Annotated in this window: 12 protein-coding genes; 5 read left to right on the plus strand and 7 right to left on the minus strand. The window is 71.5% G+C overall.

Annotation, left to right across the window (positions count from 1 at the left end):
* Positions 1 to 23 precede the first annotated feature (23 nt).
* Entirely contained in the window at positions 24 to 1,595 is a 1,572-nt protein-coding gene (gene purH, locus IF22_RS0130640; protein WP_030337826.1) for a bifunctional phosphoribosylaminoimidazolecarboxamide formyltransferase/IMP cyclohydrolase, read from the minus strand.
* Positions 1,592 to 2,212 carry a phosphoribosylglycinamide formyltransferase gene (gene purN / locus IF22_RS0130645; RefSeq protein WP_030337827.1) on the minus strand — a complete coding sequence of 207 codons (621 nt, stop codon included), beginning with the start codon at positions 2,210 to 2,212 and terminating at the stop codon, positions 1,592 to 1,594. The genes purH and purN overlap by 4 nt, the downstream gene beginning before the upstream one ends.
* Before the next feature lie 290 nt (positions 2,213 to 2,502).
* On the opposite strand from purN, the gene IF22_RS0130650 reads away from it, so the two are divergent.
* Positions 2,503 to 3,057, plus strand: a complete 555-nt coding sequence (locus IF22_RS0130650) for a DUF4190 domain-containing protein (RefSeq protein WP_030337828.1) — start codon at positions 2,503 to 2,505, stop codon at positions 3,055 to 3,057.
* 54 nt (positions 3,058 to 3,111) lie between these two features.
* Here IF22_RS0130650 and IF22_RS0130655 read toward each other — a convergent pair whose 3' ends face one another.
* On the minus strand, positions 3,112 to 4,401 hold the full coding sequence (locus tag IF22_RS0130655) for a cell division protein PerM (protein ID WP_030337829.1): 1,290 nt from the start codon (positions 4,399 to 4,401) through the stop codon (positions 3,112 to 3,114).
* Positions 4,402 to 4,601: 200 nt separating this feature from the next.
* Between IF22_RS0130655 and IF22_RS0130660 the strand changes: the two genes are divergently transcribed.
* Positions 4,602 to 4,868 (plus strand): hypothetical protein, encoded by a 267-nt coding sequence (locus IF22_RS0130660; protein ID WP_030337830.1) that lies wholly within the window; start codon positions 4,602 to 4,604, stop codon positions 4,866 to 4,868.
* A 73-nt stretch (positions 4,869 to 4,941) separates the two neighbouring features.
* Here the strand turns inward: IF22_RS0130660 and sucD are convergent, their stop codons facing one another.
* From sucD to icmB, 3 genes are all read right to left on the minus strand, one after another.
* A complete protein-coding gene (gene sucD, locus IF22_RS0130665; RefSeq protein WP_030337831.1) occupies positions 4,942 to 5,829 on the minus strand; it encodes a succinate--CoA ligase subunit alpha in 888 nt (295 codons plus the stop codon).
* A 2-nt stretch (positions 5,830 to 5,831) separates the two neighbouring features.
* Positions 5,832 to 7,010 carry an ADP-forming succinate--CoA ligase subunit beta gene (gene sucC, locus IF22_RS0130670; protein ID WP_030337832.1) on the minus strand — a complete coding sequence of 393 codons (1,179 nt, stop codon included), beginning with the start codon at positions 7,008 to 7,010 and terminating at the stop codon, positions 5,832 to 5,834.
* A 425-nt stretch (positions 7,011 to 7,435) separates the two neighbouring features.
* Positions 7,436 to 7,840, minus strand: coding sequence for a coenzyme B12-dependent isobutyryl CoA mutase small subunit (gene icmB, locus IF22_RS0130675; protein ID WP_030337833.1), 405 nt, complete (start codon positions 7,838 to 7,840; stop codon positions 7,436 to 7,438).
* A gap of 472 nt (positions 7,841 to 8,312) precedes the next feature.
* Between icmB and IF22_RS0130680 the strand changes: the two genes are divergently transcribed.
* Positions 8,313 to 9,020 carry a M23 family metallopeptidase gene (locus IF22_RS0130680; protein WP_030337834.1) on the plus strand — a complete coding sequence of 236 codons (708 nt, stop codon included), beginning with the start codon at positions 8,313 to 8,315 and terminating at the stop codon, positions 9,018 to 9,020.
* Positions 9,021 to 9,293: 273 nt separating this feature from the next.
* A complete protein-coding gene (locus IF22_RS0130685; protein ID WP_030337835.1) occupies positions 9,294 to 10,064 on the plus strand; it encodes a M23 family metallopeptidase in 771 nt (256 codons plus the stop codon).
* A gap of 98 nt (positions 10,065 to 10,162) precedes the next feature.
* Here the strand turns inward: IF22_RS0130685 and pcrA are convergent, their stop codons facing one another.
* Positions 10,163 to 12,568 (minus strand): DNA helicase PcrA, encoded by a 2,406-nt coding sequence (gene pcrA / locus IF22_RS0130690; RefSeq protein WP_030337836.1) that lies wholly within the window; start codon positions 12,566 to 12,568, stop codon positions 10,163 to 10,165.
* A 326-nt stretch (positions 12,569 to 12,894) separates the two neighbouring features.
* On the opposite strand from pcrA, the gene IF22_RS0130695 reads away from it, so the two are divergent.
* Positions 12,895 to 13,284 carry a chorismate mutase gene (locus IF22_RS0130695; RefSeq protein ID WP_030337837.1) on the plus strand — a complete coding sequence of 130 codons (390 nt, stop codon included), beginning with the start codon at positions 12,895 to 12,897 and terminating at the stop codon, positions 13,282 to 13,284.
* Positions 13,285 to 13,374: the final 90 nt, after the last annotated feature.

Here is a 13,374-nt window from a genome sequence, read left to right on the forward strand (position 1 = left end):
GGCGGGGGGCAGGGGGCGGGGGGTTAGTGGAAGAAGTGGCGGGTTCCCGTTAGGTACATGGTTACGTTGGCCTTCTTGGCCGCCTCGATGACCTCTTCGTCGCGGATCGAGCCGCCCGGCTGGACGATGGCACGGACGCCGGCGTCGATGAGGATCTGCGGCCCGTCGGCGAACGGGAAGAACGCGTCCGAGGCGGCGACCGAGCCGCGGGCCCGGTCGGCACCGGCACGGGTGACCGCCAGCTGCGCCGAGTCGACCCGGTTGACCTGACCCATGCCGACCCCGACGGTGGCGCCGTCCTTGGCGAGCAGGATCGCGTTGCTCTTCACCGCGCGGACCGCCCGCCAGGCGAACGCGAGGTCCCGCAGCAACTCCTCGTCGGCGGCCTCACCGGTCACCAACCGCCAGTTGGCCGGATCGTCACCGGGGGCGTCCACCCGGTCGGCGACCTGGGCCAGCACGCCACCGGTCACCTGCCGCACCTCCACCCGGGCCGGCGTCCAGGCCGGCGCCCGCAGCAGCCGAATGTTCTTCTTGCCCTGCAACACCTCGACCGCGCCCTCGTCGAAACCGGGGGCGACCACCACCTCGGTGAAGATCTCGGCGACCTGCCGGGCCAGCTCGACCGAGACCGGCCGGTTGACAGCGATGACGCCACCGAACGCCGACACCGGGTCGCAGGCGTGCGCCAGGCGGTGCGCCTCGGCGACGTCAGCGCCGATGGCGATGCCGCACGGGTTGGCGTGCTTGATGATCGCCACCGCCGGCTGGTCGGCGAAGTCGTTCGCGGCCCGCCAGGCGGCGTCCGCGTCGACGTAGTTGTTGTACGACATCTCCTTGCCGTGCAGCTGCTCCGCCTGGGCCAGCCCCGCCGGGGCGTCCGGGTCGACGTAGAGCGCTGCCGGCTGGTGCGGGTTCTCGCCGTAGCGCAGCACCGCCGACTTACGCAGCGCCGAACCGGTGAACGTCGGCCAGGAGTCGTCGGCCGGCGCCAACTCCCGGGCGCACCACTGCGCGACGGCCACGTCGTACTCGGCGATGTCGGCGAACGCCCGCGCCGCCAGCGCACGACGCTGGGCCAGTGTGAAGCCACCCTCGCTGAGCGCGTCGACCAGCGCCGGGTAACCGGCCGGGTCGGTGAGCACGGCGACCGAGGCGTGGTTCTTGGCGGCGGCCCGCACCATCGCGGGGCCACCGATGTCGATCTGCTCCACGCACTCCTCGACGCCGGCGCCGGAGGCGACTGTCGCCTGGAACGGGTAGAGGTTGGAGACCAGCAGGTCGAACGCCGCCACGCCCAACTCGTCGAGCTGCGTGACGTGCGTGTCCTTGCGCAGGTCCGCGAGGAGACCCGCGTGCACCTTCGGGTGCAGGGTCTTCACCCGGCCGTCGAGCACCTCGGGAAACCCGGTCACCGTCTCCACCGGCGTCACCGGCACCCCGGCGGCGGCGATGGTGCCCGCGGTGCTGCCGGTGGAGACGATCTCCACGCCGGCCGCGTGCAGGGCCTGAGCCAGCTCGACCAGCCCGGTCTTGTCGTAGACGCTGACCAGCGCCCGCCTGATCGGGCGGCGCCCGTCCTGAGTGGGACTCACGGAACCGTGACCTTCCTTCCGGTGATGGTCCAGCCTTCGCGGACCAGGCGACCGACCTGCTCGACGAGCTGGCGCCGCTCGGCTTCCTTGATGCGCTCGGTGAGCGTGTCCACGTCGTCGTCGTCCAGCACCGGCACCGCGACCTGCGCGACGATCGGCCCGGTGTCCATGCCGGCGTCGACGAAGAAGAGGGTGGCCCCGGTGAGCTTCACGCCGTAGGCGAGGGCGTCACGCGGGCCGTGGATGCCGGGAAACGCCGGCAGCAGCGTGTTGTGGGTGTTCAGGTAGCGGTCGCCGAAGGCGGCGAGAAAGTGCGGCCCGACCAACTTCAGGAAACCGGCCGAGATGACCAGGTCGGGTTGGTGCTTCGCGACGTGCGCGGTGAGCGCACGGTCCCAGGCCTCCCGGGTGTCGTGGTCGCGGACCCGCTCCACGAACGTCGGCACCCCCGCCGCCTCGGCCCGGTCCAGGCCCGCGATGCCGTCGCGGTCCGCGCCGACCGCGACGACCTGCGCGCCGTACGCGGGGTCGGCGGCGGCATCCAGCAGCGACTGAAGGTTGCTCCCGGAGCCGGAGATGAGGACGACGATGCGGGCGACAGACGCGGGCTCGGTCACCGGGTCACCCTATCGGCAGGTCAGGGATGCCCATCGGCTGGGCGGCGCGCCGTCATCACCAGCGACCACGTGCCTCGACCCGGTACGCTGCCGCTCGCTCGGGCTGAACGCCGCACCGGCCCACACACCGCCCCTGATCCGGCACAACGAAGCGGCCGACAAGGGCTGTTCACGTGCTTTGGGAAAGAATGTCCTCCGGCCGCATCACTGGGCATTGGGAGGACTGACCGCGATCATGGATGGAAACAAAGAGCACCAACTGACGGAACCCAGTTCAAGGAGCTTCTCGAATGCAGCCCGGTAACCCCGGTCAGGACCCGTACGGCCAGCAGCCCAACCAGGACCCGACCGCTCCCCAGCCGCCGGCCGCCCCGTACGGCCAGCAGCCCACCTCGGGACAGCCGTACGGCCAGCAGCCCAACCAGGACCCGTACGCCGCACCGCAGGCACCGTACGGTCAGCAGCCCACCTCGGGGCAGCCGTACGGCCAGCAGCCGCCGTACCAGGACCCGTACGCCCAGCAGCAGCCCCCGTACGGCGCCCCGACGTACCCGAACGCCGGGTACCCGCAGGCGCAGGGGCAGAACAACACCCTCGGCCTGGTGTCGATGATCCTCGGTATCGCGTCGATCCCGCTGGTCTGCTGCCTGTACCTGGGCATCCCGGTCGGCATCGCGGGCATCGTGACCGGTTATCTCGCCAAGCAGAAGGTGGCGCAGGGCCAGGCCAACAACGCCGGCCAGGCGAAGGCCGGTCTGATCTGCGGCGCGGTCGGCGTCGGGCTGGGCATCCTGCTGCTCATCCTGAGCGTCGTGGCGCAGGTCAACCTGCCCACCCAGCCCTGACGGGCTCGGATTCGACGGGGCGTTCCGGGTTCGCCCGGGGCGCCCCGCGCTCGTCTACTGTGCCGGCCTGCGGGTCAGCACGCGGGTGGCGGCGGCGCCCAGGAGCGCGCCGGCCGCGATGACACCGGCCGCCACCGCCCCGACCTGCCAACCCACCGGCCCGACCTGGGCCAGCCGACCGGCGCCGAGCGGCCCACCGGAGACCGCGGCGGCCGCACCGAGCACCACCCCGGCCACCGGCCCGGCCAACGCCGCCGGCGCCAGCAACTGGGCCCAGCGTCCGGCGGCCCGCTCCGGCCCGGCGAGTCGAGCCACCCGACGGGCGAGCAGCCAGCCGGCGACCATCCCGGCCAGCACCGGCACCGCGAGCAGCAGCGCGCCGAAGCCGTCCACCGGGCCGCGCGGCAGGCCAGCGAGCAGCGGCACGGCCGGCAGCGCGCCGACCGACACCTCGCTGGTGCGCACCGCGGTGTCGGTCCCGACCGCGAAGCCCGGCCCCAGCAGGTAACTGGTCGACCAGACCGCCGCGTTGGGCGCGTAGGCGACGCTGACCAGTGTGATGCCGGCCTGCCCGGCGACCCCGGTCCGGTACGCCCCGATCATGTCGGCCGCGTCGCCGCCGCCGGTGGCCACCGCCAGGCCGGCCGCGCCAGCGCCCGCGCCGAGCAGCAGCAGCCCGGCCACCAGACCGGTGCGCACACCGTCGCGCACCGGGCCGGGCAGCCCTGCGACGAGCAGCCGGGTCACGGCGGTGATCCGGACCGCGCCGACCAGCGCGGCGAGTGTGCCGACCACCGCGAACGTGGCGCCCGCCCGGATCAGCGACACCTCCGGCCCGCCGGTGCCGACCAGCACCGCCGCGAGCGCGCCGAGCAGCGCGTACGCGATGCCGACCGCAGCCGCGGCGAGCAGTGCCCGACGGGGCGAGCGGGTGTCGCGGGCGCCGATCGCCCGACTGACGTGCACGCCGGCACGGGTCAGCCGCCAGAGCGCGAGCACTGTCAGCGCGAGCGGGGCGAGCCCGAGCGGGCCGGACTCGGTGCGCAGGGGCACACCGTGCCCGAGCAGCCAGCCGGCCAGCGCGGTGCGCAGGGTGCCGGTCAGCGTGGTGGAGTCCGTGCCGAGCTGCACCAGGCCGAGCACGATGGCGACCGGCAGGTAGGACGTGAGCGCGGCCCAACAGGCGGCCACCCCGGCGGCGACGGGCAACGGCGCACGCCCGCGCGGCGACCCACCCGCGCGGGGCGCGGGCACCCGCCGGGCCGACGCGGCACGGTCGACCGGCCGGTCGTCGGCGCTCACACCGCCGGGACGGCTGGGACGATCAGGGGTGACGGGGGACATCAGCTCTACTCTGGCACGTCGCGCGGGCGGTGGCAGTCCGTTAACCCCTCCTAAGGACCGCGAGTTCACCGAACCGGCGTCCTGCCCACCCGGGCCGGTCTAGCCTCGGCCCAGAGGGGGCGCGAGTCGCCGCCACCCGGGACGGGTCCGCCGGCCGGCGTCCGGGCCGGCACGTCGCCCATGAGCGTTCGGAGGAAGTTGTGACGACGCCATACCCGCCTCCCCCGCCACCACCGGCGCAGGGACGCGACCGGACCACCCTCTGGGGCGTGCTGGGCATCGTGCTGGGGCTGATCTGCTGCGGCATCCTCGGCATCATCTTCGGCTACCTGTCCATCCGCGACGCCCGGCGGTACGGGCAGTCGCCGTTGCTCGGTTACCTCGCCATCGCGTTCGGCGTGATCAACATCATCGGCGGCGCGATCCTGCGGGCGACCGGCAACTACCCGTTCTGGAACAACGACTGACCGGCGGCGAGCACAGGTACGCCGAAGGGGGCCGACCGCGACCGGTCGACCCCCTTCGTGTTGCCTGACCGGCTCAGCTGCCGGACATGATCTCCCGCATCAGCTTCGCCGTCTCGGTCGGCGTCTTGCCGACCTTGACGCCGACCGCCTCCAGCGCCGCCTGCTTCGCCTCGGCGGTGCCGGCCGAGCCGGAGATGATCGCCCCGGCGTGACCCATGGTCTTGCCGGGAGGCGCGGTGAAGCCGGCGATGTAGCCGACCACCGGCTTGGTGACGTTCGCCTTGATGAACTCGGCGGCCCGCTCCTCGGCGTCGCCACCGATCTCACCGATCATGACGATGGCGTCCGTCTCCGGGTCGGCCTCGAACGCCGCGAGGGCGTCGATGTGGGTGGTCCCGATGATCGGGTCGCCGCCGATGCCGACGCAGGTGGAGAAGCCGATGTCGCGCAGCTCGTACATCATCTGGTAGGTCAGCGTGCCGCTCTTGCTGACCAGACCGATCCGGCCGGAGCCGGTGATGTCGGCCGGGATGATGCCGGCGTTGGACGCGCCCGGCGAGGCGATGCCCGGGCAGTTCGGCCCGATGATCCGGGTCCGCTCGCCCTGCGCCACGTTGTACGCCCAGAACGACGCGGTGTCGTGCACCGGGACGCCCTCGGTGATCACGACCGCCAACGGGATCGCGGCGTCGATCGCCTCGACCACGGCGGCCTTGGTGAACTGCGGCGGCACGAAGATGACGGTGACGTCGGCCCCGGTCTCGGCCATCGCGTCCGCCACGGACGCGAAGACCGGCAGCTCGGTGCCGTCGAAGTCGACAGTCTGGCCCGCCTTGCGCGGGTTGACGCCGCCCACCACGTTGGTGCCGGCGGCCAGCATCCGCCGGGTGTGCTTGGAACCCTCGGAACCGGTCATCCCCTGGACGATGACCTTCGAGTCCTTGGTCAGCCAGATAGCCATGATCAGACCCCCGCAGCTGCCAGCTCGGCGGCCCGCTCGGCCGCACCATCCATGGTGTCCACCCGCTGCACGAGCGGGTTGTTCGCGCTGTCCAGGATCGCCCGGCCAGCCTCGGCGTTGTTGCCGTCGAGCCGGACGACGAGCGGCTTGGTGACCCGCTCGCCGCGCTGCTCCAGCAGGGCCAGCGCCTGGATGATGCCGTTGGCGACCTCGTCGCAGGCGGTGATGCCGCCGAAGACGTTGACGAAGACGCTCTTCACGGCCGGGTCGGAGAGCACGATCTCCAGCCCGTTCGCCATCACCGCGGCGCTCGCGCCGCCGCCGATGTCGAGGAAGTTGGCCGGCTTGACGTTGCCGTGCCGCTCACCGGCGTACGCGACCACGTCGAGGGTCGACATGACCAGACCCGCACCGTTGCCGATGATGCCGACCTCGCCGTCGAGCTTGACGTAGTTGAGGTCCTTGGCCTTGGCGGCCTGCTCCAGCGGGTCCACAGCGGCCTGGTCGACCAGGGCCTCGTGGTCCGGGTGCCGGAACGCCGCGTTCTCGTCCAGGCTGATCTTGGCGTCGAGCAGCAGCATCCGACCGTCGCCGTTCTTGGCGAGCGGGTTGACCTCGACCAGGGTGGCGTCCTCGGCGACGAACGCCTGCCACAGGCCGACGGCGATCTCGACCACCTGGTCGGCGACAGCGGTCGGGAAGCCGGCAGCGGTCACGATCTCGCGGGCCTTGGCCTCGTCCACGCCCTTCACGGCGTCGATCGGGGCCTTCACGACCTTGTCGGGGGTGTCGGCGGCGACCTGCTCGATGTCCATGCCGCCGGCGACGCTGGCGATGCAGAGGAAGGTGCGGTTCGCCCGGTCGAGCAGGTACGAGAAGTAGTACTCCTCGGCCACGTCCGCGGTCACGGTGATCATGACCTTGTGGACGGTGTGACCCTTGATGTCCATGCCGAGGATGTCGGTGGCCCGAGCCACCGCCTCATCCGGGCCCTCGGCCAGCTTGACGCCGCCGGCCTTACCTCGGCCGCCGACCTTTACCTGCGCCTTGACGACCACACGGCCGCCGAGGCGTTCGGCGATCGCGCGGGCCTCTTCCGGGGTAGTGGCGACGCCGCCGGCCAGCACGGGCAAGCCGTGCCGCTCGAACAGGTCCCGCCCCTGGTACTCGTACAGGTCCACGATTGCGCGTCCCGTCCCGTCTCCGCGGCGCGCCGTCGCGCCGCCACCAGCGTTCAGAAAACAGTTTGACGCCTGTCATCAGTTGAAACAGGCCATTGGCCGCAGCCTAGCGAGGTCGGCACCGCCGGCAACCGAGCGGGTGCACGGTGTGCGGTAATGCACAACCGGACATCAGGTGTGGCCGGTTTCCGGTCATCACCCGGGTGACATCCACCGTCCGAGCGATGTTGTCCGGCTTGCGTAACCCTGCCGTGGGGGCGTCGTTGAGTCAGATGTCGGAGCGCTGAACAGCGCAATGACGGGAGACGGCCGATGCCCTGTCGGTCGAGGGGTGGCGGCGGGGCATCGTGCATAGAGGGGCCGGACGTGTGAGGGGTGCGTCCGGCCCCTCCCCCGTGCCCAGATCCGGTCGCCTGGCGTGTTTCTCAGGAAACCGGCTGGGCCACGTTCTGCCGGACCCAGTCGACAATCGCCTGAGTGGTGGCGCCCGGCGTGAAGATCTTCGCCACGCCCAGCTTCTCCAACTCGGGAATGTCGCCGTTCGGAATGATGCCGCCGCCGAACACGACGATGTCGCGGGCGTCCCGCTCAGCGAGCAGTTCCAGCACCCGCCGGAAGAGCGTCATGTGCGCGCCGGAGAGCACGGACAGGCCGACCGCGTCGGCGTCCTCCTGGATGGCGGTTTCCACGATCTGCTCGGGAGTCTGGTGCAGGCCGGTGTAGACGACCTCCATCCCGGCGTCCCGCAGGGCGCGCGCGACGACCTTCGCGCCTCGGTCGTGGCCGTCCAGGCCAGGCTTCGCGACGACGACCCGGATACGAGAGCTCATCAGCGCACACCTTTCACCGGCTTGACCGCCTTCACCTTAACGAACGGTAACCCGGCGGGCCCGGCCCGGGAAATCCGGGCTCCGTCACCGGCCGTTACCCGGCGCAGCCGCCCGGCAACCCCGGGTGCTCAGGCCGCGAACCTCCCGCCACCTCCTGGACAGTGCCGTCGACACGATCCCGGCGCGGTGCGGAGTCAAGCCGGACGAGTCCGCCGGAACGGTCACGCTCGGCGACGAACGGGCAGCGACGGGGGCACCGTTCGGCGTCGCGATGCATGACAATCATGGACGCAAACGGACAGATCGACACGCCAATTTCTCGCTCTAGCTTGTGACTCGCCTGGCGAATGGCTAACGTGTCCACGGTTGTCATCAGGTCCATGGACGGGTGACGACGCGGTCAGCGGACGTTCACTGGAACTTCAGAGGACGCCCACCGGCCGCTTCGGAACCCCGACAACGGAGGGTGTGCGTGCGCCAGCGCCTGTCGTCTGAGCCCGATCGATATCGCGGTCGCCGCCGCGTACCCACCCCACCCCGCAGCCGTTACGCCGCTGTCGTCACCACCGCGTTCGTCGGTGCCGGCATCGTGGCCCTCGGCGCAAGCGCCCTGCCGGACGCCAAGGACGTCAGCCCGTCGGTCCTCGACGAGCTCAAGCAGGCGTCGGTCACCAGCCAGGATGCCGCTGCCCGTTCGGAGAACGCCGACCGCGCCTCCCGGGACAGCCGCAAGGAGGACAGCGCCGAGCCCGAGGTCTGGCTGCTGCCGCTGCAGGGCTACGACTTCAACTCCCCGTACGGGATGCGCTGGGGCAAGCTGCACACCGGCGTCGACCTGGTCGCCGCCGAGGGCACTCCCTATGTGGCGATCCACGATGGCCTGGTCACCAAGGCCGGCTGGTTCGGCGGGTACGGCAACGCGGTGATCGTCCAGCACGCCGACGGCAGCGAGGCCATCTACGGCCACTCCTCCGCGGTCAGCGTGAAGGAAGGCCAGCAGGTCAAGGCGGGCGACCAGCTCGGCCTGGTGGGTCAGACCGGCCACGCGTACGGCACCCACCTGCACCTGGAGATCCATGTCAAGGGGCAGCCGAAGGACCCGGTGCCGTTCCTCCAGGAGCGTGGAGTGGACATCAAGCTGCAAGTCGAGGCAATTTACAGCGAGGTAGCCGCCTCCTGACGCTTCGTCACGACCGTTGACCGCCCGGATCTGTCGATCCGGGCGGTTTTTCGTGCGGCGGCTCTGGCTGATGTATCCCGGGTCACAGCGGCGATTGTGACCGACAACACGGGCAAACATGATCACTTTTCCGGAAGTAGCGCACCAGAGCGGGTCATATCCGGGCAGCCGGCCGTCCGTTGGTGCTCCGACCGTTCGGTCCCCGCGCCTGCCGCAACTCGGCCCGACACCAGTATTTCGAGGTCAAGTGCCCCTCGACTGTGAAGGTCCGCCGTGCAGGAAGACAGCCCCGTCCAGAACGAGAACACCCCCGACACCAGCCAGACCGCGCAGCCGCGGCGCACCGGCCGACGGAACCGCCTCATCGTGCTCGGGGCCGCCGCCCTGGTAGCCCTCGGCCTCGGTGGGGTCGCCGTCGCCACCAGCGGCACCGACCACCCGGCACCCGCCGCCGTCTCCCTCGACACCCAGTCCCGGGCCGAGGCCGCGGGCCGGGCCGACCGCTCGGTACGCGAGTCGAGCGCGCCGGCCACCCCCTCGATCAGCCCGACGCCGAGCCCGTCCGCGGTCAGCGCCAGCCCGACCCCCACCAGGACGGCCGTCGCGAAGGCCAAGCCGAAGCCGAAGAAGACCACCAAGCCCGCGCCTGCCTGGGTCAACCCGATGCCGGGAGCAGCCGTCACCTCCTGCTACGGGCAGCGCTGGGGCACCCTGCACGCCGGTATCGACCTGGCGCTGCCCTCCGGTACGCCGATCCGCGCCGCCGCCGCGGGCACCGTGACCCAGGCCGGCGACGCCTCCGACGGGTACGGCAACTCCGTCTTCGTCGACCACGGCAACGGCTACCTGACCCACTACGCCCACCAGAGCCGCATCGCGGTCACGGTCGGGCAGGCGGTCAAGGCCGGCCAGGTCATCGGCTACGAGGGCGCCACCGGCGACGCCACCGGCCCGCACCTGCACTTCGAGGTGCACCAGGGCATGTGGAACCAGATCGATCCGGCCCCGTTCATGCGGGCGCGCGGCGTCGACCTGGGCTGCTGACGCCTGCACGTCTCCGGAACAACATCAGGGAAAGAGTGGCCTCAGACAGCGCTGAGACCACTCTTTCCCTGATCTGGTGCGATCTCCGGCGTGCCGGGTCAGAGCTTGTCGACCGGGGCGTGCCGAAGCACCAGCCACATGGTCTGGTCGCCGAAGTCGATCTGCGCGCGGGCACCCGGGCCGTGGCCCTCGACGGCGAGCACCCGGCCCAGCCCGTACCGCTGGTGATTGACCCGGTCGCCCGCTGACACCTTCGGCCCCTGCGGCAGCTCGCTGGCCGTGGTCAGCCGGCTGGCGTCCACGCCGAGCCGCTGGGCCAGCTGCGCCGCCTTCGGCGTGCCACCGGTGAAGGTGCCACGGCCGCCGGGCGCGCGGTCCGCACGGCCGCCGACGCCGCCGCCCCCGCCGGCCCACGAGGTGTACGACCCCTCGGTGCGCTCCCAGTGCACCAACTCGGTCGGCAACTCCTCCAGGAAGCGCGACGGCGGGTTGTAGGACGGCTGCCCCCAGGCCGAGCGGGTCACCGCCCGGGAGAGGTAGAGCCGCTGCCGAGCGCGGGTGATGCCGACGTACGCCAGCCGGCGCTCCTCCTCCAGCTCGCGGGTGTCGCCGAGCGAGCGCAGGTGCGGGAAGACGCCGTCCTCCAACCCGGTCAGGAAGACCACCGGGAACTCGAGCCCCTTGGCGGTGTGCAACGTCATCAGGGTGACCACGCCCTGGTGGTCGGGGTCGTCGGAGGGGATCTGGTCGGCGTCGGCGACCAGCGCCACCTGCTCCAGGAAGCCGGCCAGGGTGGCCCGCTCCCCGTCGGCGCCGAGCGCCTCGATCCGCTCGGTGTACTCGCGGGCGACGCTGACCAGTTCCTGGAGGTTGTCCACCCGACCGGCGTCCTGCGGGTCCAGGCTCTCCTCCAGCTCGGTGAGGTAACCGGAGCGGGTCAGCAGCGCCTCCAGCACCTCCTCGGGGGTGCCGGTCTCGGCCAGCTCACGGGCGCCGTCGAGCAGCGCCACGAAGTCGGCGATGCCGTTCGCCGCCCGGCTGGAGATGCCCGGCGCCTCCCGGGCCCGGCGCAGGGCCGCGCCGAAGGAGATCCGATCACGGCTGGAGAGCGCCTCGACACACGCCTCGGCCCGGTCGCCGATCCCCCGGCGCGGGGTGTTGAGCACCCGCCGCAGGCTCACCGTGTCGTCGTCGTTGACCACCGAACGCAGGTACGCCAGGGCGTCGCGGACCTCCTTGCGCTCGTAGAAGCGCACCCCGCCGACCACCTTGTAGGGCAGGCCGACGCGGATGAACACCTCCTCGAAGACGCGGGACTGGGCGTTGGTGCGGTAGAAGACCGCCACGTCGCCGGGGCGGGTCTCGTCGGCGTCGACCAACCGGTCGATCTCGCGGGCCACCCAGTCGGCCTCGGCGTGCTCGGTGTCGGCCACGTACCCGACGATCTGCTCGCCGGCGCCGGCCTCGCTCCACAGCCGTTTGGGTTTGCGGGAGGTGTTGCGGTCGATCACCGCGTTGGCCGCGTTGAGAATCGTCTGGGTGGAGCGGTAGTTCTGCTCCAGCAGGATCGTCCGGGCGTCGGTGAAGTCCCGTTCGAACTCCAGGATGTTGCGGATCGTCGCACCCCGGAACGCGTAGATCGACTGGTCGGCGTCGCCGACCACGCACAGCTCGGCGGGCGCCAACCCGTCGGTGCCGGAGACCAGCTCCTTGATCAGGACGTACTGGGCGTGGTTGGTGTCCTGGTACTCGTCCACCAGCACGTGCCGGAACCGCCGCCGGTAGCTCTCCGCGACGTGCGGGTGGGACTGGAGCAGGTGCACCGTGGTCATGATCAGGTCGTCGAAGTCCAGGGCGTGCGCCTCACGCAACCGGCGCTGGTAGAGCGTGTACGCCTCGGCCAGTGCCCGCTCGTTGGGGCCGGTGGCCCGCGCCGCGAACTGCTCCGGGTCGACCAGCTCGTTCTTGAGGTTGGAGACCTGGGCGGCGAGCCCTCGCGCCGGGTAGCGCTTCGGGTCGAGATCCAGCTCGCGGGTCACCAACTGCATCAGCCGGCGGGAGTCGTCCGCGTCGTAGATCGAGAACGTCGACTTGAGGCCGGCGTGCTCGTGCTCGGCGCGCAGGATCCGCACGCAGGCCGAGTGGAACGTCGACACCCACATCAGGCGGGCCCGGGGGCCCACCAGCGCGGCGACGCGCTCCTTCATCTCGCCGGCGGCCTTGTTGGTGAAGGTGATCGCGATGATCTCACCGGGGTGCACGTCCCGAGCGGCGAGCAGGTAGGCGATCCGGTGCGTGAGCACCCGGGTCTTGCCGGACCCGGCGCCGGCCACGATCAGCAGCGGCGAGCCGGCATGACTGACGGCGTCGCGCTGCGGCCCGTTCAGCCCGTCGAGGAGCTGCTGCGGATCGAGACGCGCGGCGGCCGCCCCGGGTCGGTGCGGGCGGGCCGGCGCGGACTCCGGCGCAGGCGGGGACGCGGGGATGTCGAAGAGAGGATGCATCGCCCGACAAGTCTATGCCGCCGGCCCGACACTGTGCCTTCGGCGCTCAGCGGCTCGTGCCCGACACCGCGCACCACCACCGGGTGCGCCCACCGTCGGGAAAGCTGCCCTTCTCGACCCGGATTGCTTGCGCACCGGGCAACGACGTGGGCATACTCGACGGCGTGATCGCTGCGCGCTACTACTTTTACTATGGCACCGGGAGTCCGGCTGTCGTAGGTCGCGCCTGATCGATTCAGACCTGTTAAAGCCCCGGGCTCCTGGAGTCCGGGGCTTTTTCCGTCCCAGGTTCCGGGCACCGGGCACCACACTGCGAGAGGTACCCGATGATGACAGACGTGATGGAGCAGAGCGGCGGCCCGACCCGACCGGGGCAGCCCGCAGCGCAGGGCGCTGGGCCGGTGGCGGCCACACCGCCGACGGGTGGGCACACCGAGCCGGCCGAGCAGCAGACCGGCACCGAGGAGCCGTCCGCCTCCGCGCGGATCGTGCAGATCAGGGAACGGATCGACGAGATCGACAACGCGTTGATCACGCTCTGGCAGGAGCGGGCCGCGTTGTCCCAGGAGGTCGGGGCGACCCGGATGGCGTCCGGCGGGACCCGCCTGGTGCTCTCCCGGGAACGGGAGATCCTGGAGCGGTTCCGGGTCGCGCTCGGTGCCGACGGCACCCAGCTGGCTCTGCTGCTGCTCCGCGCCGGCCGCGGCCCGCTGTGAGCCGCACCGGCCGGCGGTCGGGTCAGCCGACGCACTGACGGCCGCGTGCAGCACTCGTCCAGGGGTCACTGACAGACGAAACCGCCTGCC

Source organism: Micromonospora parva (genome assembly GCF_000718515.1).
GTDB lineage: Bacteria > Actinomycetota > Actinomycetes > Mycobacteriales > Micromonosporaceae > Micromonospora > Micromonospora parva.

Bases quoted from the DNA above. Each gene is read 5' to 3' on its own strand.
- IF22_RS0130650 (WP_030337828.1), top strand. From the start codon at position 2,503: ATGCAGCCCGGTAACCCCGGTCAGGACCCGTACGGCCAGCAGCCCAAC.
- IF22_RS0130655 (WP_030337829.1), bottom strand. From the start codon at position 4,401: ATGTCCCCCGTCACCCCTGATCGTCCCAGCCGTCCCGGCGGTGTGAGC.
- sucD (WP_030337831.1), bottom strand. From the start codon at position 5,829: ATGGCTATCTGGCTGACCAAGGACTCGAAGGTCATCGTCCAGGGGATG.
- icmB (WP_030337833.1), bottom strand. From the start codon at position 7,840: ATGAGCTCTCGTATCCGGGTCGTCGTCGCGAAGCCTGGCCTGGACGGC.
- pcrA (WP_030337836.1), bottom strand. From the start codon at position 12,568: ATGCATCCTCTCTTCGACATCCCCGCGTCCCCGCCTGCGCCGGAGTCC.
- IF22_RS0130695 (WP_030337837.1), top strand. From the start codon at position 12,895: ATGATGACAGACGTGATGGAGCAGAGCGGCGGCCCGACCCGACCGGGG.